This is a genomic window from Dickeya ananatis (assembly GCF_019464615.1).
Classification (GTDB): domain Bacteria; phylum Pseudomonadota; class Gammaproteobacteria; order Enterobacterales; family Enterobacteriaceae; genus Dickeya; species Dickeya oryzae.
Genome location: NZ_CP040816.1, coordinates 435192 through 456122 on the forward strand (window position 1 = coordinate 435192; position 20931 = coordinate 456122).

Below are 20931 nucleotides of genomic sequence, written 5' to 3' on the forward strand. Positions count from 1 at the left end.
GCCGGTTCTGCAGCGCGGGTAGTTGATGACGCGAGTCGTTTATGAAAATAGTTATCGCACCGGATTCTTACAAAGAGAGCTTATCCGCCCAGGAAGTGGCGACGCAGATTGAGGCCGGTTTTCGGGAGGTGTTCCCCGAAGCCAGCTATGTGAAACTGCCGGTCGCCGATGGGGGAGAGGGAACCGTGGAGGCCATGGTGGCGGCAACCCGCGGTAAAATCATCAGGGTGAACGTCACCGGTCCGTTGGGCGATGATATCGAAGCCTTTTTCGGGCTGTCAGGGGATGAAAAAACGGCGTTCATCGAGATGGCGGCCGCCAGTGGACTGGAGCGGGTGCCGCCGCATCTGCGCAATCCGCTATTGACCACCAGCTATGGCACCGGCGAGTTGATTCGCAGCGCGCTGGATCACGGTGTGCGTCACTGCATTATTGGTATCGGCGGCAGCGCCACCAATGATGGTGGAGCGGGGATGGTGCAGGCGTTGGGCGCGCAATTGCTCGATGACGCGAAACAGCCGATAGGTTTTGGCGGCGCGGAGCTGGCCCGGCTGGCGTACATTGATACCCATTCGCTTGACCCGCGTATTCAGCAGTGCCGTTTCGAAGTGGCGTGTGATGTCACCAATCCATTGACTGGCAAGCAAGGGGCTTCGGCGGTGTTTGGGCCGCAAAAAGGTGCCAGCGAGGCGATGGTAGAACAGCTGGATAAGGCCTTGCAGCATTATGCTGGCGTTATCCGCCATGACCTGGATATCGATGTCGAGCAGGTGCCGGGAGCCGGTGCTGCCGGTGGCATGGGCGCGGCGTTACTGGCGTTTTGCGGCGCGGAGTTGCGCCGGGGTATTGAGATTGTTACCGAGGCGCTGGGGCTGGATGAGCTGGTCAAAGATGCCTCGTTGGTGATAACCGGTGAAGGCCGTATCGACAGCCAGACCATTCACGGAAAAGTGCCGATTGGTGTGGCGTCTGTCGCCAAACGCTACCATAAACCGGTGATCGGCATTGCCGGTAGTCTGACGGCCGATGTGGGTGTGGTACACGATCACGGTCTCGATGCCGTATTCAGCGTGCTGTACACCATTTGCTCGCTGGAGGAGGCGTTGGATAACGCCGCCAACAATGTGCGTATGACGGCGCGCAATATCGCCGCCACCATCAAACTGGCACAGACCCTAGTCTGAGCCACTGACTCATCACGGGCCGTCAGTCGGGCGGCTTATCAACCGGCAGGCGCTGCCTTTGTCTGCGACGCCTGCCTGATGGGAAATCTGGTTGTCGAGCCTGAGAACGCTTCCCGATGAAAGTATTCAGGCCGAGATCTCAAGTCGTTTCCGGGCAGCTTTTTCCACGTTGGTCATCTCATCCATCAATTCCAGCCATTCCGGCTCCAGCTCATCAACGGGCAGGCCTTTGCGTAGCGACTGTTCAAGGTAGTGGCAAATTTGCTTGAGCCGCGGCACACCGCTATAACTGCAACTGCCGTGCAGTTTATGAATGATATCGACGAGATTATTCGGTGGATTGCCAGCCAGCACCGCGTTTATCTGCTCACGCACTTCGGGGAGAAAGTCGAGTAGCATCGCCAGCAGGTCACGCGCCAGATCCGGTTTGCTGGCGGCCTGTCGTAACGCCAGGTCCCAGTCCAGTGACAAAGGCGATGGCGTGGCCACCGTTGGCGGTAACACGGTCAATTCAGGTTCGGGCTTGCTGGTATGGTGCAGCAGTGTCTGGCGCAGCATCTGTTCATCAATCGGTTTGGACAGATAGTCATCCATACCGGCCTGTAACAGCACTTCGCGCTCTCCGCTCATGGTATGCGCGGTGACCGCCACAATCGGGGTTTGTGCGTGTTGCGGCAACCGCCGGATGTGCTCACTGGCCTGTAACCCGTCCATACCCGGCATCTGAATGTCCATCAGGATGATATCCAGACGGGTTTCCCGGGCGCGAGCGATCGCATCAGCGCCGCTTTCACACAAAATGATGTTTTCTACCTGTTCTTCCAGCAACGCACCAATCAACTTCAGGTTGGCGGGGTTGTCGTCGACTGCCATCACGCTGAGCGGTAAACGCTGGAGCGCTGTGGCAGGGGGCGGCAGGGCCTGTACCTCTTCATGATGTTCCTGGCTAAACAGGTTAGTGTCCTGCAGCAGTGATAAGAGCCGTGGTGCGGTAATTGGTTTGCTCAAACTGGCATGGACGCCGAATGCCTTCAACTGCTCGGCTTCCATTTCCGCCAGGCTGGGCAGAGCCAGAATGACGCGTGATGCCAGACGGCAGAAGTCGCGAATCAGTGGCGTAAAATCCAGCAGCGTATTGCGATAATAGATCGGTACGCCTATCAGCAGGATATCGAAGGTGCGTTCCGGCAATTGCTCCAGCGTCGGGCTGTAGCTAACGGTGAGCGGTGTATGCACCAGAATGTCGAGCGTGGCCTGAGCCGCTGCCGGGTTGGTTTCCACATAGGCCAGATGTTTACCCTGCAACGGCGCAAAGTGATAATCCGGTTCCAGCATGTGTGGATTCAATGTCAGGTTGACGGTGCACCAGAAGGTTGTGCCCTGATTGAGCTTACTGTGGAAGCTGATATCGCCACCCATCTCTCGAACCAGTCGCTGGGTTATCACCAGCCCCAGACCGGTGCCGCCATGCTGGCGTGAAATGCTGGTGTCCGCCTGACGGAACGCCTGAAATAACTGAGTCTGCTGCGCTTCGGCGATACCGATGCCGGTATCTTTAATTTGGATTTCCAGTAATACCTGCAGGTTTTCCTGTTTGCGTTTCTCGATGCGGATATCAATGTTGCCCTGCTCGGTAAACTTGATGGCGTTACCCAGCAAATTGGTAATGATTTGCTGCAAACGCAGTGGATCGCCGACAAATTGCTCCGGCACATCGTGCTGAATGTTGAGTGTCAACTCCAGCCCTTTCTCATGGGCGGTGTGCGCTAACAGCATGATCACTTCATCGAGCGTGTTGTGCAGCGAAAATGGGATATTCTCCAGCACCAGTTTCCCGGCTTCCAGCTTGGAGAAATCCAGTACGTCGTTGATGATGTTGAGCAGATTATTGGCCGAACGCTCAATGGTTTGCAGATAGTCCTTCTGGGTTGTCGTGAGCTGGGTTTTCAGCGTTTGCCGGGTAAAACCGATAACACCGTTGAGCGGTGTGCGCAGTTCGTGAGACATGTTAGCCAGAAATTCAGATTTGATGCGTGCGGCTTCCTGTGCCCGTTTTTTGGCTAAATCCAACTCGACGTTTTGGATTTCCATCTGTTCCAGCGTTTCGCGCAGGTCATACGTCGCCTGGTCGATGTTTTGCTGCATTTCCTCATGATAGGCGGTCAGTGACATCGCCATCGAGTTGATGCCGTTTTTCAGCATGTCCAGTTCGCCCAGCATGTGGCCTTCTACCCGGCTGTCCAACTGGCCGCGACGAATACGGTCTACGGTTTCCACCATGTTGCGGATGGGCGCAGTCACGTCGCGCATCAGGCGATAGGCCAGCAACATCGCCACGCCCATACAGAATAGCAACAGCATCGCGGCCATGAACATCTCGCGGTATTGCTGTAACCGTATCGTGTTTAAATCCAGTTCGACCGCCACATACCCCATTGGCGTTTGTCGGCTGACCAGCGTATTGGTCGCAAGCGGACCTTCGTTTTCGATAGGCATCTGCAACACCAGACTTTCGCCTTCGTCTTGTAGTTGCAGCGTGGTCGGCATCGGGCTGCCTGGCGGCACCTGCAACATCAAGGCGTGTGGGTTGTTCGGATTACTGGTGACGATTAACTGGTTACGGGCGTCAAATACGCTAATGGCACGCACAATGCCGGAGTGATGGCGGTGCAGCATGTTGACCAGTTGCCGCAGCGATTCAGGCTGTCGTTGGGTCAAGGCATAGGCACTGTTGGCTGCCAACGGTTTAATGATGCTGGCACCCGCGTCAGCCAACTGTTCCTGCAACTGGTTATAACGGTGGATGACGAAAAAGCTACTGAGCAACAGCCCGATCAGCATCGTTGGGGCCAGAATCAGTATCATCATTCGTGCGCGCAGACTGTATTTGGTCATGGGGTTCCAATGTGGGACAATTAAGGTCGACTATTCCATTAAATCAATGACAGCACACTTATGGCGCAATTCTACTCTCCAAACCGGCGCGTGACGACCCGGCAAACCCTTACCGTGACGGTGAATGATCTCGATCCATTCGGACAGGGAGTCGCCCGTCATCAGGGAAAAACGGTGTTCATTCCCGGCGTCTTACCGGGAGAGCAGGCCGAGGTGCAGCTAACGCAAGACAAACGCCAGTTTGCCCACGCCAAATTGCGACGTTTACTGACAACCAGCGAAGAACGCGTAGCGCCGCGTTGCCCACATTTTTCCGTGTGTGGCGGCTGCCAGCAGCAGCATGCCAGCCAGCCGTTACAGCATCGCAGTAAATCGGCCGCACTGAAACACCTGATGCAACGGGAAACCGGTGAAACCGTACCGGAGCCGGAAGTTATCGGTGCGGCGGCCTATGGCTACCGCCGCCGCGCGCGCCTTGCATTATACTATCAGGCGAAAACACGCCAGTTGCAGATGGGCTATCGGCAGGCGGGGTCGCACGACCTGGTGGATATCCGCGCCTGTCCGATTCTGCATCCGGCGCTGGAAGCCTTACTGGTGCCGTTACGCGACTGTCTGGAGCAGTTGCAGGCGCAGCGGCGGCTTGGGCATGTGGAGCTGGTGTTGGCGGAACAAGGGCCGCTGGTCATTTTGCGTCATCTGGAGCCGTTGTGTGACGCCGACCAGCACGTATTGACGGCGTTTGCGCAGGCGCACGGTGCGTCGCTGTTTGCCGCGCCGCAAGCGGACACGCTGGAGTGTCTGCACGGCGACATGCCGTCTTATCGTATCGCCGGGTTATCGCTGGCGTTCAGTCCGCGTGATTTTATTCAGGTGAATGATGACATTAACCAACGTATGGTGGCGCAGGCGTTAGCGTGGCTGGAACTGCAACCGCAGGACAGCGTGCTTGACCTGTTTTGCGGCATGGGCAATTTCACGTTACCGATGGCGCAGCATGCGGGTCGGGTGGTCGGTGTTGAGGGTGTCGCGGCGCTGGTGGAGAAAGGGCAGGAGAATGCCCAGCGCAATGGGCTGACCCAGGTCACATTTTATCATCATAATCTGGAAGAAGACGTTACCCGACAACCGTGGGCGTCAATGGGGTTTGATAAAGTATTGCTTGATCCGGCTCGCGCCGGTGCGCCGGGTGTGATGCCGCAGATTGTGAAACTGGCTCCCCGGCGGGTGGTGTATATATCCTGTAACCCCACCACGCTGGCGAGAGATAGCAAGGTACTGATGGCGGCCGGTTATCGTTTGGCCCGGTTGACCATGTTGGATATGTTTCCACATACCGGACATCTTGAGTCAATGGCACTGTTTTTGCTTGGTTCCGAAGGTTCGGTAAAGTAGGGAGAAATTATGGTTGCGGTAAGAAGTGCGCATTTGAATACTGAAGGCAAGTTCGTGCCGGACGCGTGGATTGCCTCCCTGGGTATCGCCAGTAAAACATCGTGCGAACGTCTCGCCGAGACATGGCGTTACTGCGAAGAAAAAACACAAGGCCACCCGGATGCGATGTTGCTGTTGTGGCGCGGCATCGAAATGGTGGAAATCCTCTCTACCCTGAGTATGGATAACGACAGCATGCGCGCGGCGATGCTGTTCCCGTTGGCCGACGCCAACGTGGTGGAAGAAGACACGCTGAAGGAAACCTTTGGCAAGAATATCGTCAATCTGGTGCATGGCGTGCGCGATATGGATGCGATTCGCCAGCTTAAAGCCACCCAGCACGATTCGATGGCGTCTGAACAGGTGGATAATATCCGCCGTATGCTGCTGGCGATGGTGGAAGATTTCCGCTGCGTGGTGATAAAGCTCGCTGAGCGTATCGCCCACCTGCGTGAAGTGAAAGACGCACCAGAAGAAGAGCGCGTGCTGGCGGCTAAAGAGTGTACCAATATCTATGCGCCGCTGGCGAACCGGCTGGGTATCGGTCAGCTCAAGTGGGAGCTTGAGGATTTCTGCTTCCGTTATCTGCACCCGGATGAGTACAAGCGCATCGCTAAACTGCTGCACGAACGGCGTATCGACCGTGAGCAGTACATTGACGACTTCGTTAAAAACCTGCGCGTCTCGATGGCAACCGAAGGGCTGAAAGCTGAGGTTTATGGCCGTCCCAAGCATATCTACAGCATCTGGCGCAAGATGCAGAAAAAATCGCTGTCGTTTGATGAGCTGTTTGATGTGCGGGCGGTGCGTATCGTGGTTGAGCGCTTGCAGGATTGCTACGCCGCGCTCGGGATTGTGCATACCCATTATCGCCACCTGCCGGATGAATTCGACGACTACGTCGCCAACCCTAAACCTAACGGTTATCAGTCGATCCACACTGTGGTGTTAGGGCCGGGCGGTAAAACGCTGGAAATTCAGATTCGTACCCGGCAGATGCACGAGGATGCCGAGCTGGGGGTTGCTGCGCACTGGAAATACAAAGAAGGTGCCTCCACCAGCGGGCGTTCCGGCTATGAAGAACGCATCGCCTGGCTGCGTAAATTGCTGGCCTGGCAGGAAGAAATGGCTGACTCGGACGAAATGCTCGACGAGGTGCGCAGCCAGGTGTTCGACGACCGCGTGTATGTGTTTACGCCCAAAGGCGATGTGGTGGATTTACCCTCCGGCTCCACGCCGCTGGATTTTGCCTATCACATCCACAGCGATATCGGTCACCGCTGCATCGGTGCCAAAGTGGGCGGGCGTATCGTGCCGTTCACCTATCAGCTGCAAATGGGTGACCAAATCGAGGTCATTACTCAGAAGCAGCCGAACCCAAGCCGTGACTGGCTGAACCCCAATCTGGGGTATATCACCACCAGCCGCGGGCGCTCCAAAATTCACAACTGGTTCCGCAAGCAGGACAGGGACAAGAATATTCTTGCGGGTAAACAGATCCTGGATGATGAACTGGCGCATCTTGGTGTGAGCCTGAAGATGGCTGAAAAACTGCTGTTGCCGCGTTACAACATCAATTCGATGGATGAATTGCTGGCTGGCATCGGTGGTGGCGATATCCGCCTGAATCAGCTGGTGAACTTCCTGCAATCGAAGGTGAACCAGCCGAGTGCGGAAGAGCAGGATCGTGAAGCGCTGCGCCAGTTGACGCAGAAATCCCATCAACCTGCTCAGCGTGCCAGTACCAAGGACAATGGCCGGGTGGTGGTAGAAGGCGTCGGCAACCTGATGCACCACATCGCGCGTTGCTGCCAGCCGATTCCGGGGGATGACATCATCGGTTTCATCACCCGCGGGCGCGGCATTTCTATTCACCGTGCCGATTGCGAACAGCTCGATGACCTGCGCAGCCATGCGCCGGAGCGTATTGTCGAGGCCGTGTGGGGGGAAAGCTACTCCAGCGGCTACTCGCTGGTCGTCAGAGTGACCGCCAATGACCGCAGCGGCTTATTGCGTGATATCACCACTATTCTGGCCAACGAGAAGGTCAACGTGTTGGGGGTATCCAGCCGCAGCGACGTGAAACAGCAACTCGCGACTATCGACATGGATATCGAAATCTACAATCTGCAGGTGCTGGGCCGGGTACTGGCTAAGCTTAATCAACTGCCGGATGTGATTGACGCTCGGCGCTTGCAGGGCAATTAATTGATACCGTTGTTACTACCTTAAGGCGGGCTGGTCCCGCCTTTATCATGTCATTATCAGGATTATTATGAATTCATCTGCCATCGAGCGCTTGCTGCGCATCATGCAGCAACTGCGTGACCCGGAAAACGGTTGCCCCTGGGATCGCGAACAAACCTTTGACACCATCGCCCCGTATACGCTGGAAGAAACCTACGAAGTGCTTGATGCCATCAGCCGTAAGGATTTTGACGACCTGCGCAGTGAATTGGGCGACCTGCTGTTTCAGGTGGTGTTTTACGCACGCATGGCGCAAGAACAAGGGCTGTTTGATTTCTCGGATGTGTGTGATGCCATCAGCGATAAGCTGGAGCGCCGTCACCCACATATCTTTGGTGACGCTACTCTGTCGAGCAGTGAAGCGGTGCTGGCTAACTGGGAGCAGACCAAAGCGCAAGAGCGGGCAGAAAAAGATCGCCATTCGCAACTCGATGACATTCCCCAGGCGCTGCCCGCGCTGATGCAGGCGCATAAAATCCAGCAGCGGTGTGCCGCCGTCGGTTTCGACTGGACGACGCTTGGGCCGGTGGTCGATAAGCTGTATGAAGAGATCGATGAGGTGATGGCTGAGGCACAGCAGGCGGTGATCGACCCGGAAAAACTGGGTGAGGAGATAGGTGACATGCTGTTTGCGGCGGTCAATTTGTCCCGCCATCTCGGTCATAAAGCGGAAACGGCGTTGCAACAGGCTAATCGCAAGTTCACTCGCCGTTTCCAGCAGGTAGAACAACGCATTGCTGCCCAAGGCAAAACCTTGTCTGACGCGACGTTAGACGAAATGGAAATGGCCTGGCAGCAGGTAAAAGCATCAGAAAGAAAAGATTGAGTTCATTTTCTGAGTGAAAGGCGCATTTCATGCGCTGTTTCGTGCTATCCGGCTGATTGTAAACACGAACATTGTCTCCTGTGCGCTCGGGAAATACCTTACCAGCCGGAGCCTGTCAACGTCACAAAGGGTAAAACGATCATTTGTGGCGTCTACCAGGTTCGGGTATACTACTTTCCCGTCCTGGTCTTTCCATCGTCCTTAAACCTAAACTTTCAGGTTCAGCATGACAACTAATTATATTTTTGTGACCGGCGGGGTCGTATCCTCTCTGGGTAAAGGCATTGCCGCAGCCTCCCTCGCGGCTATTCTCGAAGCCCGTGGCCTCAACGTGACCATCATGAAACTGGACCCGTATATCAATGTGGATCCGGGCACGATGAGCCCGACGCAACACGGCGAAGTGTTTGTCACCGAAGATGGCGCTGAAACCGATCTCGACTTGGGTCACTACGAGCGTTTTATTCGTACAAAGATGACGCGCCGCAATAACTTCACCACCGGACGCATTTATTCTGACGTTCTGCGTAAGGAGCGTCGGGGTGACTATCTGGGGGCGACCATTCAGGTCATTCCGCACATCACCAACGCCATTAAAGAACGTATTATCGAAGGCGGCGAAGGCCATGACGTGGTGCTGGTAGAAATCGGCGGTACGGTTGGTGATATCGAGTCTCTGCCGTTTCTTGAAGCGATTCGGCAGATGGCGGTGGAAGTGGGGCGTGAACACACCCTGTTTATGCACCTGACGCTGGTGCCGTACATGGCCGCGGCGGGTGAGGTGAAAACCAAGCCGACTCAGCATTCAGTGAAAGAATTGCTGTCTATCGGTATCCAGCCTGACGTGTTGATTTGCCGTTCCGACCGCACTGTACCGGCTAACGAGCGCGCAAAAATTGCGCTGTTCTGTAACGTGCCGGAGAAAGCCGTTATCTCGCTGAAGGACATTGATTCCATTTATAAAATTCCAGCGCTATTGAAATCTCAGGGTCTGGACGATTATATTTGTAAACGATTCAGCTTGAACTGTCCGGAAGCAAACCTGTCAGAATGGGAGCAGGTGATTTACGAAGAAGCCAATCCGGTTGGTGAAGTGACCATCGGTATGGTAGGCAAGTATGTAGAACTGCCGGATGCGTATAAGTCCGTCGTTGAAGCGTTGAAACATGGCGGTTTGAAAAACCGTCTGACGGTGAATATCAAGTTCATCGATTCGCAGGATGTCGAAACCCGCGGTGTCGATGTGCTGAAAGGTTTGGATGCGATACTGGTGCCGGGTGGGTTTGGTTACCGTGGGGTGGAAGGGAAAATCATGGCGGCAGGTTATGCCCGTGAGAACAACATCCCTTACCTCGGCATCTGTCTGGGCATGCAGGTGGCGCTGATCGAGTTCGCTCGTCATGTCGCGGGTATGGACGGCGCCAACTCCACCGAGTTTGTGCCAGACTGTAAGTACCCGGTGGTGGCGTTGATTACCGAATGGCGTGATGCGGATGGTAATCTTGAAGTGCGCACGGAAGATGGCGACCTTGGCGGCACGATGCGTGTCGGTGGGCAGCAGTGTCATCTGACAGAAGGCAGCCTGGTGCGTCAGATGTACGGTGAACCGACGATCATTGAACGTCACCGTCACCGTTACGAAGTCAACAATATGTTGTTAAAACAGATTGAGGCGGCGGGATTACGTGTTGCTGGTGTCTCCGCTGACCGCAAGCTGGTTGAGATTGTCGAAATTCCTGATCATCCGTGGTTCGTGGCGTGTCAGTTCCATCCGGAATTTACCTCCACACCGCGTGACGGGCACCCGCTGTTCGCCGGCTTTGTCAAAGCCGCCGGGGCGTACCAGAAGCGTCAGGTGAAGTAAGGTTTTACCAGTGAAATGAGTTTTGCAGCAACGCGCGGTCTTCTGATCGCGCGTTGCCGTCTGAGGTTTTAGTTTAACTTGTACTGAGGAAAATCTGATGTCCAAAATCGTTAAAGTCATTGGCCGTGAAATCATCGACTCACGCGGAAACCCAACTGTTGAAGCGGAAGTTCACCTGGAAGGTGGTTTCGTTGGTCTGGCTGCTGCACCGTCAGGCGCTTCTACGGGTTCCCGCGAAGCGCTGGAACTGCGTGACGGCGACAAATCCCGTTTCCTGGGCAAAGGCGTCACTAAAGCTGTTGCTGCGGTAAACGGTCCGATTGCACAGGCTGTTCTGGGCAAAGACGCTAAGGATCAGGCTGCTATCGACAAGATCATGATCGATCTGGACGGTACCGAGAATAAATCCAACTTCGGCGCTAACGCCATTCTGGCTGTTTCTCTGGCTAACGCCAAAGCCGCTGCCGCGTCAAAAGGCCTGCCGCTGTATGCTCACATCGCTGAACTGAACGGCACCCCGGGCAAATACTCCATGCCGCTGCCGATGATGAACATCATCAACGGTGGTGAGCACGCCGACAACAACGTCGACATCCAGGAATTCATGATTCAGCCGGTTGGCGCGAAAACTGTTAAAGAAGCCATCCGTATGGGTTCTGAAGTGTTCCACAACCTGGCAAAAGTACTGAAGTCCAAAGGCATGAACACCGCTGTCGGTGACGAAGGCGGCTATGCACCGAACCTGGGCTCTAACGCAGAAGCGTTGGCCGTTATCGCTGAAGCGGTAAAAGCAGCTGGTTACGTGCTGGGCAAAGACATCACCCTGGCGATGGACTGTGCAGCGTCTGAATTCTACAAAGACGGTAAATACGTTCTGGCTGGCGAAGGCAACAAAGCGTTCACCTCTGAAGAATTCACTCACTTCCTGGAAGACCTGACCAAACAGTACCCGATCGTTTCTATCGAAGACGGTCTGGACGAATCTGACTGGGACGGTTTTGCTTACCAGACCAAAGTGCTGGGTGACAAAATCCAGCTGGTGGGTGACGACCTGTTCGTAACCAACACCAAGATCCTGAAAGAAGGTATCGAGAAAGGCATCGCCAACTCCATCCTGATCAAATTCAACCAGATCGGTTCTCTGACTGAAACGCTGGCTGCTATCAAGATGGCGAAAGATGCAGGCTACACTGCCGTTATTTCTCACCGTTCCGGTGAAACCGAAGACGCTACTATCGCTGACCTGGCGGTAGGTACGGCGGCTGGCCAGATCAAAACCGGTTCTATGAGCCGTTCTGACCGTGTTGCTAAGTACAACCAGCTGATTCGTATCGAAGAAGCACTGGGCGACGCTGCACCGTTCAACGGCCTGAAAGAAGTGAAAGGTCAGGCTTAATCGCCTGCCATCCGGTGAGTTAACTCGCCGGAAATCACCTCTGCAATCCGGAAGCGTTTTCGCTTCCGGATTTTTTTTGCCTGTCGTTCATGGTCTGCTGCCAGCGCGATACGGTCTGGTGTGGTGGATAGCGTTACCCCGTCTTTTGACCTGCCAGGAGGAGGGCGACGTTGTTGATGTATGAGCACGCTTCCTGACTCTTTTTAGAGTCCTGAACCTTGCACTAACAAATAATGAACCCGATCCCAAATCTCTTCTTCGCCGCATGCGGCCTGCCTCACGACCCGGTAGAGTGATTTCAAACTACAGGTTCTGCTGATTCAAAATCCTATTTCGATAAGAAGTTTGAAGCCGATCGGCTGGTTCTTCCCGCAGATGCCAATAGCGATGAGGGGGTGGCAAACGCACAAAGGTTTTTGCCTTGCTGCCTCGCTACCTTAACGCTACGGCGGCAGCGATGTTTTTTAGGGCCGCTGCAACACCTTCATAAATACAATCAATGAGGAAGGATGGCGATGAAAACACGTAAGATTGGGCTGGCGAATTATCTGGCCTACGGTTCCGGCGATTTTCTCGGGGCCGGTACCACGGCGCTCACCGCTGGTTGGTTGCTCTATTTTTACACCACGTTTTGCGGTCTGACGCCGATTGAGGCGACCTTTATTTTTGCTATGGCCAGGGTGCTGGATGCCGTCGTCAGCCCATTGATGGGCTTCCTGACCGATAACTTCGGCTCGACCTGGTTGGGTAAGCGCTTTGGGCGTCGCAAGTTCTTTATTCTGCTTGGTATTCCTTGTGTCTTCAGCTACAGCCTGATGTGGGTCGGCTACATGGATTACTGGTATTACCTGCTAACCTACCTGCTGTTTGACGTTATTTACACCATGGTACTGGTGCCGTATGAAACGCTGGTGCCGGAAATGACGGATGACTTTAAACAAAAAACCAAGTTTTCCGGCGCGCGTATCGCGCTGGCACAGTTGTCGGCTATTCTGGCCGCGTTTTTGCCGGGCATTCTGCTGGGGCATTTCGGCAAAGATAACGCGGTGTCTTTTTTCTACGCCAGTCTGGTGTTCTCAGTCATTTGCGCGTGTGTACTGACATTGGTGTATCTGTTTACCTGGGAGCGGTCACGCGACCAGATGTCTGAAGCCTCATTACGGGCGGAAAAAGAACGTCAGTCACTGACGCTCGGACAGAGCCTCAAGCGCCTCAATATTGAACTGCTGTCGACGCTGCGTATTCGCATCTTCCGCCAGCATTTAGGGATGTATCTGGGCGGTTACATCGCGCAGGACGTATTTAATGCGGTGTTCACGTATTACGTGGTGTTCGTGTTGATGCAAAGCCCGACGGTGGCGTCAAACCTGATGGGGACGATGGCTATCCTGCAATTTATCGCGGTGATCGCGATGATCCCGTTGTGCATCAAATTTGGTCCGGCACCGTCTTACCGCATGGTGGTATGCCTGTTTGGTGTGAGCGCACTCTCGTATGGCTTCCTGTATTACAGCGGGATGCATTCGGCATTTTCGCTGTTGTTGCTGGTGTCTGGCCTGGCCGGTCTGGGACGTGGCGGCATCAACTATGTTCCATGGAATACCTATACCTACATTGCGGATGTGGACGAGGTGATCACCGCACAACGTCGTGAAGGGATCTTCGCCGGGATTATGACTTTGACCCGTAAAGCCTCTCAGGCGGGGGCGGTGATGCTGGTGGGGATCGTTTTACAGCTATCCGGTTTTGTTTCTGGTCAGAGCGTTCAGGCACCGGGCGTCAGCCACACCATTCTGACGGTGCTGTGCTTTGGGACTGTCGCCGTACTGGCATTGGGTTTTCTGGTGTCCTTGCGCTTTAAACTGAATCTGCAAACCCATGAAGTCTTGCGGCAGGAAACGGCGAAAATGCGCGAAGCTGGCCGTATCGTACCGGAAAAAATTACGCCCGAAGCGCGTGAGACAGTGGAGATGCTGGCGGGTATGCCTTATGAGTCGCTGTGGGGGAACAACAACATTGGTTACCTCAACCGCCATAAAGCGCCAGCCAGGTCGATAGCCCGCGGAACGCCTCACCACGGCGTCCATTGAGCCTGTCGTTAACGCTGACGCGCTTTGGCGCGACGTGATTGACTGTTAAGCCATCGATTGATGGGTAATAAAACTGGAACTGGATATCTGTTATGACCATTTTTCCTGTAAAGCATAGTGCGCTGTTGCGCCAGCCCGAATACGTTATCTCTCGGGACGAGTTAAAGGCATTGATTTGTCGGGTGACCGACAATCTTGTCAATATCGAAGATAAAACCGGTGAATTCCTGCTACGTCTGGATGACGGCCGGGTCATCGACACCAAAGGGTGGGCTGGCTGGGAATGGACGCACGGCATCGGGCTGTATGGCATCTACCAGTATTATCGCCAGACCGGCGATGAGCGGATGCGCGCTATCATCGATGACTGGTTTACCGCTCGACTGGAAGAGGGGACGCCGACCAAAAACGTCAACACGGTATGCCCGTTTTTGACGCTTGCCTATCGCTATGAAGAAACCGGCGACAGTCGTTGGGTGCCGTATCTTGGACGCTGGGCAGAATGGGTGATGTACGATATGCCGCGTACCCATAAGAACGGGTTGCAACACATCGTCTATAACAGCGAAAACACCGATCAGCTGTGGGACGATACCCTGATGATGAGCGTGTTGCCGCTGGCGAAGATCGGCAAGTTGCTTAATCGTCCTGAATTTGTGGAGGAAGCGACCTACCAGTTCCTGCTGCATGTGCAGTACCTGATGGATCGTCAAAGCGGCTTGTGGTTCCACGGTTGGACGTTTGACGGCAACCACAGTTTTGCCCAGGCGCGTTGGGCGCGCGGCAACAGTTGGCTGACCATCGTTATTCCGGAATTTATTGAACTGCTGGATTTGCCCGAAGGTAACGCCACCCGCCGTTTTCTGATTCAGGTGCTGGAGAGTCAGGTCGATGCTCTGGCGAAGTATCAGGATGATAGCGGTCTGTGGCATACCTTGCTCGACGACCCCAATTCTTATCTGGAAAGCTCCGCGACTGCCGGGTTTGCCTATGGCATCTTGAAAGCGGTACGCAAACGCTACATTGACCGTCGCTACGCCGAGGTGGCGGAAAAGGCGATGCGTGGCGTACTGGCGAATATCAGCGAGAGCGGCGAGCTGCTCAACGTCTCCTTCGGGACAGCGATGGGGAAAGATCTGGATTACTATCGCCAGATTCCGCTGACCTCCATGCCGTATGGTCAAGCGATGGCGATTTTGTGTCTGTCAGAGTACTTGCGCGTTTATCTGTAAAATCGTCGACAGGTAAGGTCATGTTGCACGGGCTTCCGCTGGAAGCCCGTGTTTTTGATGAACGAGATGACTCATAATCCCGACAGACTGTAATTCACCGGTAACCAGCGATAACCGTTGGTTTTACCGCTGGCATCATGCTGTGCCGCGACGTGACCAATACCGGGGAATGGCAGGTGTGCGCCAGCCACCCAATAGCCCTGTTTCACCGTCTCTTTCAGTAATGCATCGCGGGTGCGAACCGCCTGATCGCTATCGGAGTCAAAGGTGATAGCGGTATCCGGTAGTGGCATCTGTACCGCTTCGGCATGGACGATGTCTCCCCACAGCAGGATTTTCTGCCCGTCGCTGTTGACCAAAAATGCAGTATGGCCGGGGGTATGGCCTGGCGTCGGTACGGCAACGATATTGGCTGGCAGCGACTGGTGATCGGTAAATGTTCTGAGTTTGCCAGCCTCACGAATATGGCGGAACACTTCCTGCACGCGTTCAAATCCGGCTTTTTTATCTTTGGGCGCTTTTTTCAGATTATCCTGACTCAACCAGAAATCCGTGTCTTTCTGGTTCACATAAATGACGGCGTTGGGATAAACCAGCTTGCCGTCGCTAACCAGCCCGCCGAAGTGATCGGCATGCAGGTGGGTGACCAGCACGGTATCGACCTGCTCCGGTTTATAACCTGCGGCTTTCAGGTTGGTCAGGGTTTTACCGGTGGTTTTACCCCCCAGTGCCCCGGTGCCACTGTCGACCAGAATCAGGTTTTTGCCGGTGTTGATAAGAAAGGCATTGATGGAGGTTTCCACCTGTGGTTTCAGGTAACTGGCGTCCAGCAGGCTGACAATTTTCTCGCGTGGGGTGCGGGTGAGTAGCTTGTCCATGGGCATGGTGTTGGTGCCATCAGACAAGGCAGTAATTTCATATTGCCCGACCATGATACGGTAATAACCGGGTTGGGTTTTGACTTGCGCGACGGCTTCGGCATGGGCGAATGTCGACACCAGAGAAAGTGATAAACAGAAAACAGCCAGGGGCTTTAATAACGTCATCTTGCATTTCCTTATTTGAAGAAGTTCGGCCGGATATATGCTGCCTGTTGATTATTAACCGGGAAGCGGGAAGGTACAAATTTCCGACAGTCGTCTTTTCCCGGTAACTGCTTTTTTCTGACAACCGTTTTCAGGTCACCGTTTCATTCAGCCGTTCGGTTGGGAAGCGCACCCGGCGGTTTGGCATGACATCCAGTATCGGCGATAATAGTGGTTTAGCCAGAAGGAATACTCAAACACGATGCGTTACCCGATTAACGAAATGTTCCAGACCCTGCAGGGCGAAGGTTTTTTTACCGGCGTCCCGGCGGTGTTTATCCGTCTACAAGGGTGCCCGGTAGGGTGCAGTTGGTGTGATACCAAACACACCTGGGACACACTGCCAGAGCGGCAGATCTCACTGGCGGAGGTTCTGGTTAAGCGCGGGGAAAGTGATGCCTGGAGCAGTTCCAGTGTCGAGGAGCTGTTGCAACAGATAACGCAGCAGGGGTACAGCGCCAGACATGTGGTGATTACCGGCGGCGAGCCTTGTATTCATGACTTAACGCCGTTGACGCAGGCGCTGGAACAGCAGGGATTCAGTACCCAGATTGAAACCAGCGGCACCCATGAGGTGCGTTGCTCATCAGCCTGTTGGGTGACGGTGTCTCCCAAAGTGAATATGCGAGGTGGTCTGGCTGTGTTGGATCAGGCGTTGCAACGGGCGGATGAAATCAAACACCCGGTGGCGCGTGAGCGGGATATCGAGGCATTGGATGGGTTACTGGCGCGACTGGATGACGATAAGGCACGGATTGTTGCCTTACAACCCGTCAGCCAGAAAGAGGATGCCACCCGGCTGTGTATTGAAACCTGCATCGCCCGCAACTGGCGTTTATCGATGCAGACTCACAAATACCTGAATATCGCCTGACGAGCCGGAAAATAGCGCGCGGCGTTGGGTGTGGGGTTAGTCCTCTTCGCCGCGGTAGATGCACCCGGCGGTGCAGGTTTCCTTGACGGTCACAGCGCTGAGTAACGGCAGTGTCGGTTTAAGCTGCTGCCAAATCCAACGGGCCAGCACCTCGCTGGTTGGGTTTTCAAGCCCTGCGATCTCGTTGAGGTAGTGGTGATCTAACCGCTCCCAGGTTGGCTTGAACGCCGCTTTCAATTCGGCGAAATCCATCACCCAGCCGGTATAAGGATCGACCTCACCGGTAATTTCCAGTCGAACCATGAACGAATGACCATGCAGGCGGCCGCATTTATGGCCGTCCGGCACATGGGGAAGCCGGTGTGCGGCTTCAAACTGGAAGTCTTTAAACAGTGTGGTTGGCATGGTGATGCTCTCGTGTCATTCAAAAAACCGTCGCATACTACCGGAAAGTACGGTGTGAAGCACGTTTCCTGACAACACGACTATACCTTGTGTGAGGTCTATGCCTTGTTGTAAGGTCGCTATCCCTTGTACCCGTCACTGTCGCTTGTGTCTGTTGCGCCAGTCCGAAGGGAACGGCGCAATCAGGCGGTCAGGTTATGCTGTCAGTTCAATCATTACACTGTCAGTTCAATAGCTACTCTGCCAGTTCGATAATCGCCTCGTGGTTCCAGCCGACAGGCAACGGGGAGGGGCGTTGTAGCGTCATGTTGTGCAATGTCAGCCCGTTAATGCCGCGAGCAAACAACGCGGGCATTCCCCCCGGATAAGCCTCCACGCCATAAGCGCGCCCGGTATCGGGATTAACCAGATACGCGTTATCCAGTCCCATGCCGGTGGGGCGGGCCGGGTTACAGGGCGGGCGAACGTCGTACAGACCTTGTTCCGTACTATCGCTCGGCTGTTGTGTCAGTGTTATGTCCTCGAAATGAATATCGCGGACATAACCTGCTGGCGTACTGTGCAGATTGATGGCCCCTTCACTGACACCGGTTATCCGCACAAAGCGAACCTGCTCAATAACCCCCGGTTCTATCGTTGGATCGCGGTAACGTACCGAGATGAATATCGGGTCTGCTTTCCCCCAATGACACGGCGGTGCAGTGACGCATTCGACCGTGATATCGCTAAAACAAATTCGACGAAATGCGCCGCCATCGCGTGAAATAAGGCCGATCCCTCGGTTGGAGTCGTAAAGAGTGCAGTGGCTGACGTTCAGGTCTTCGATATCGGCAAAGGTTTCGGTGCCAATTTTTAGTGCACAGCTGCGTGAGCGTAACCGGCAGTGGCTGATGCTCATACGCTGTGCTTTATATTGCATGGCTGGTGGCTTGGCCGTGGTTTTGATGCACAAAGCGTCATCGGCCGCGCTCAAATGGCAATCGTGGACGATGACATCCTGGCAACTGTCGAGATTGAGCGCATCGGTGTTGGCCATCGTCATGTCGTTATCCACCGTCAGGCGTTCAACGTTGACCTGACGGCAACTCACCAGATGAACGGTCCACATCGGCGCGTGTTCGATAGTGATATCCTGTATCGTAATCTGCTCACAGTCCTCCAGCACCACAATACGCGGCCGATGTTGTGCGGGTAACCGATAGCCTTGTTCATCGGGCTGTGCCGAAAAATAGGCATCGGCGCTGCCAGTAATTTTTCCTTTTCCACACAAGGTGATGTTGCGCTGCTGGCGTGCATACAAAAATGCACGGTTGGAAAGCTCTGCCACGCTGAGCGTCGTGGTGTGGGCAAAATCGTCATAACAGGCGCTGGCGATAAGTTCCGCGCCTTCATCCAGTTGCAGGCAACAGTTCGAAGGAAGCCGCAGACCCCCTAGCAAATAACGTCCCGACTCGACCACCAGCGTGCCGCCGCCCTGTGCGTCCAGGTCGTCGAGTGCTTGCTGGAAGCGTGCGGTATCCGGGGTAATGCCATCGGCGGCGGGCTGATAGGTACGAAAAGATAGCGTCATGGTGGTGATCCTGTATCGGGCAGATGATGGGCTATTCCAGCACGGCTTTTTCTCGTCAGCAGCCGTAGCGCGACGGGAAATCATTGAAGGTTAGAGCGCCTTCACAGCCAGTCTGACGCCATCAGCCGGAATGTGATCGTGATAACGTCATACCCGCCACCGCCCGAGCGTAATGTGTGTTTCATCACACTTTAATCCCTTCCGATGTCGGCCTGTCGCGTCAGTAACCGCGTGTGTTTTATTTTTGTTAAATAAGTGTGAAGCAGATCGCGCAAGATGTTTACTGCAGGCGATGGGCTGTGAGGTAGCAGGAGTGCCGTGTGATAAAGAGGGCACCCATGTCCATGAAATGAATGCTGTCAGGGCTGACGGTACACATTTTTTCAGCCTGCCCCGCATAACGCGTATCAGAGGCTCCCCCGGCACTGGTGAAGACAACAGCAATCTGTCTATCTTGTTTGCCAGCGGGAGGTGCTCTGTACCTGCCTGATTACCCTTCCGCCCTAAAATAACAACACCAAGAGGATCGGGGACATGATGAGATTACTGACAGGATTACTGCTGTTGGCATTGACCTTGCTGGGCCAGGTTCAGGCTGCGGAACAGGTGACGTTACGCATGGCCTGGTGGGGAGGCAACAGCCGTCATCAGGCTACGCTGGCAGCGATTGACGCATTCCAGAAGAAATACCCGGGAATTACCGTTAAAGCAGAATATACCGGTTGGGACGGCTATCTTTCACGCCTGACGACGCAAATCGCCAGTGGTCAGGAGCCGGACGTTATGCAGATCAACTGGAACTGGATCCCGATTTTTTCCCGCACCGGTACTGGCTTTTATGACCTCAATACACTGAAAGATACCCTGAAATTGCAGGATTTCCCCACCGATGCGCTAACGACGGTCGATGGCAAGGTAAACGCTATCTCGACCTCACTGAACGGGCTGGTGATGTACTACAACGTCGATACCTGGAAAAAAGCCGGTCTGGCGTATCCCACCACCTGGGAAGAACTATTTCAGGCTGGCAAGGTGTTTAAAGAAAAGCTCGGTGATAACTACTTCCCATTAGCGTCCCCGGCGCAAGACAGCGGGGAAGGGCTGCTGGAACTGCTCAACACCTATATGACGCAGAAATTCAATATCGGCATGATTGACGAGCAGAACAAGCGCTTTAATTACACCGACGCACAGTGGCTGGAAGCGTTCCGTTTCTATAAACGGTTGGTGGATGAGCATGTTATTCCATCGACGAAGTACTACAACGCCTTTGGCAAGGCGGGAGTATTTGAAACCCGTCCGTGGATTAACGGTGAGTACGGCGGGGCACAATTGTGGGCCTCGGTGGTGAAAAAATACGCTGAACCGTTAGCACCGCCCGCCAAACTGGAACTGGGGCCGTACATCATGACGCCTGGCTCGGATAATCCTGGGCAGTTCTTCAAGCCCTCCATGCTGTTTGCCATCAGCAAAAACAGCGGGCACCCGAAAGAGGCGGCACTGTTACTCAATTTCCTGATGAATGAACCAGAAGGCAGCCTCCTGATGGGGACCGAGCGCGGCGTACCGCTTAGCCGGGTGGCACGACAGACGCTACAGGATAACCACAAGCTGGACACGCAGGATCTGGCGGTGAAAGGGTTGATGCAGGCACTGGAAAAACCCATGCAAACCCCGGTGTCTTCGTATATTGAAGACCCGCAACTGTCCAGTCTGATTCTGCAAACGGTCGAGCAACTGGATTACGGTAATAAGACCGTGGAAGTCTCCGCCAGAACGTTTAGCGAGGCCGGTAATCGCATTCTCAAGCGCGTGATCCGCTAATTGTC

Annotated in this window: 14 protein-coding genes; 10 read left to right on the forward strand and 4 right to left on the reverse strand. The window is 54.5% G+C overall.

Translation table 11 applies throughout. From position 1 onward, the window contains the following. Positions 1 to 41 precede the first annotated feature (41 nt). Positions 42 to 1184, forward strand: coding sequence for a glycerate kinase (locus tag FGI04_RS01835; protein WP_342699771.1), 1143 nt, complete (start codon positions 42 to 44; stop codon positions 1182 to 1184). 126 nt (positions 1185 to 1310) lie between these two features. On the opposite strand, the gene barA is transcribed toward FGI04_RS01835, so the two are convergent. Further along, positions 1311 to 4079, reverse strand: coding sequence for a two-component sensor histidine kinase BarA (gene barA / locus FGI04_RS01840; protein WP_342699770.1), 2769 nt, complete (start codon positions 4077 to 4079; stop codon positions 1311 to 1313). Positions 4080 to 4139: 60 nt separating this feature from the next. Here barA and rlmD point away from each other — a divergent pair, with 60 nt between their 5' ends. The 7 genes from rlmD (at position 4140) to bglB (ending at position 15168) form a co-directional block, all read left to right on the forward strand. After that, entirely contained in the window at positions 4140 to 5474 is a 1335-nt protein-coding gene (gene rlmD, locus FGI04_RS01845) for a 23S rRNA (uracil(1939)-C(5))-methyltransferase RlmD (RefSeq protein ID WP_342699769.1), read from the forward strand. A 9-nt stretch (positions 5475 to 5483) separates the two neighbouring features. Next, positions 5484 to 7721, forward strand: coding sequence for a GTP diphosphokinase (relA, locus tag FGI04_RS01850; RefSeq protein WP_407337327.1), 2238 nt, complete (start codon positions 5484 to 5486; stop codon positions 7719 to 7721). Between the two features lie 67 nt (positions 7722 to 7788). Continuing rightward, positions 7789 to 8586: a nucleoside triphosphate pyrophosphohydrolase gene (gene mazG, locus FGI04_RS01855; RefSeq protein ID WP_038905470.1), complete on the forward strand. Its 798-nt coding sequence runs from the start codon at positions 7789 to 7791 to the stop codon at positions 8584 to 8586. A 226-nt stretch (positions 8587 to 8812) separates the two neighbouring features. Further along, a complete protein-coding gene (gene pyrG, locus FGI04_RS01860; RefSeq protein WP_016940421.1) occupies positions 8813 to 10450 on the forward strand; it encodes a glutamine hydrolyzing CTP synthase in 1638 nt (545 codons plus the stop codon). A 97-nt stretch (positions 10451 to 10547) separates the two neighbouring features. Next, positions 10548 to 11846: a phosphopyruvate hydratase gene (eno, locus tag FGI04_RS01865; protein ID WP_016940420.1), complete on the forward strand. Its 1299-nt coding sequence runs from the start codon at positions 10548 to 10550 to the stop codon at positions 11844 to 11846. Between the two features lie 515 nt (positions 11847 to 12361). Next, a complete protein-coding gene (locus FGI04_RS01870) occupies positions 12362 to 13936 on the forward strand; it encodes an MFS transporter (RefSeq protein ID WP_407337328.1) in 1575 nt (524 codons plus the stop codon). Positions 13937 to 14028: 92 nt separating this feature from the next. Beyond that, a complete protein-coding gene (gene bglB, locus FGI04_RS01875) occupies positions 14029 to 15168 on the forward strand; it encodes a beta-galactosidase BglB (protein ID WP_407337330.1) in 1140 nt (379 codons plus the stop codon). Between the two features lie 71 nt (positions 15169 to 15239). Here bglB and FGI04_RS01880 read toward each other — a convergent pair whose 3' ends face one another. Next, a complete protein-coding gene (locus FGI04_RS01880) occupies positions 15240 to 16214 on the reverse strand; it encodes an MBL fold metallo-hydrolase (RefSeq protein WP_153508175.1) in 975 nt (324 codons plus the stop codon). A gap of 241 nt (positions 16215 to 16455) precedes the next feature. Between FGI04_RS01880 and queE the strand changes: the two genes are divergently transcribed. Next, positions 16456 to 17127 (forward strand): 7-carboxy-7-deazaguanine synthase QueE, encoded by a 672-nt coding sequence (queE, locus tag FGI04_RS01885; RefSeq protein ID WP_407321739.1) that lies wholly within the window; start codon positions 16456 to 16458, stop codon positions 17125 to 17127. A 36-nt stretch (positions 17128 to 17163) separates the two neighbouring features. Here the strand turns inward: queE and queD are convergent, their stop codons facing one another. Together queD and FGI04_RS01895 are read right to left on the reverse strand one after the other, a co-directional pair. After that, entirely contained in the window at positions 17164 to 17532 is a 369-nt protein-coding gene (gene queD, locus FGI04_RS01890; RefSeq protein WP_407321738.1) for a 6-carboxytetrahydropterin synthase QueD, read from the reverse strand. A gap of 235 nt (positions 17533 to 17767) precedes the next feature. Then, the gene (locus FGI04_RS01895; protein ID WP_407321737.1) at positions 17768 to 19102 is read right to left on the reverse strand and encodes a glycoside hydrolase family 28 protein; all 1335 of its coding nucleotides are present in this window, start codon (positions 19100 to 19102) and stop codon (positions 17768 to 17770) included. Positions 19103 to 19636: 534 nt separating this feature from the next. Between FGI04_RS01895 and FGI04_RS01900 the strand changes: the two genes are divergently transcribed. After that, on the forward strand, positions 19637 to 20926 hold the full coding sequence (locus FGI04_RS01900; protein ID WP_407321736.1) for an ABC transporter substrate-binding protein: 1290 nt from the start codon (positions 19637 to 19639) through the stop codon (positions 20924 to 20926). The last annotated feature ends 5 nt before the right edge of the window (positions 20927 to 20931 follow it).

Bases quoted from the DNA above. Each gene is read 5' to 3' on its own strand.
- FGI04_RS01880 (WP_153508175.1), bottom strand. From the start codon at position 16,214: ATGACGTTATTAAAGCCCCTGGCTGTTTTCTGTTTATCACTTTCTCTG.
- queD (WP_407321738.1), bottom strand. From the start codon at position 17,532: ATGCCAACCACACTGTTTAAAGACTTCCAGTTTGAAGCCGCACACCGG.
- FGI04_RS01870 (WP_407337328.1), top strand. From the start codon at position 12,362: ATGAAAACACGTAAGATTGGGCTGGCGAATTATCTGGCCTACGGTTCC.
- pyrG (WP_016940421.1), top strand. From the start codon at position 8,813: ATGACAACTAATTATATTTTTGTGACCGGCGGGGTCGTATCCTCTCTG.
- mazG (WP_038905470.1), top strand. From the start codon at position 7,789: ATGAATTCATCTGCCATCGAGCGCTTGCTGCGCATCATGCAGCAACTG.
- FGI04_RS01900 (WP_407321736.1), top strand. From the start codon at position 19,637: ATGATGAGATTACTGACAGGATTACTGCTGTTGGCATTGACCTTGCTG.
- FGI04_RS01895 (WP_407321737.1), bottom strand. From the start codon at position 19,102: ATGACGCTATCTTTTCGTACCTATCAGCCCGCCGCCGATGGCATTACC.
- queE (WP_407321739.1), top strand. From the start codon at position 16,456: ATGCGTTACCCGATTAACGAAATGTTCCAGACCCTGCAGGGCGAAGGT.
- eno (WP_016940420.1), top strand. From the start codon at position 10,548: ATGTCCAAAATCGTTAAAGTCATTGGCCGTGAAATCATCGACTCACGC.
- rlmD (WP_342699769.1), top strand. From the start codon at position 4,140: ATGGCGCAATTCTACTCTCCAAACCGGCGCGTGACGACCCGGCAAACC.
- bglB (WP_407337330.1), top strand. From the start codon at position 14,029: ATGACCATTTTTCCTGTAAAGCATAGTGCGCTGTTGCGCCAGCCCGAA.
- relA (WP_407337327.1), top strand. From the start codon at position 5,484: ATGGTTGCGGTAAGAAGTGCGCATTTGAATACTGAAGGCAAGTTCGTG.
- FGI04_RS01835 (WP_342699771.1), top strand. From the start codon at position 42: ATGAAAATAGTTATCGCACCGGATTCTTACAAAGAGAGCTTATCCGCC.
- barA (WP_342699770.1), bottom strand. From the start codon at position 4,079: ATGACCAAATACAGTCTGCGCGCACGAATGATGATACTGATTCTGGCC.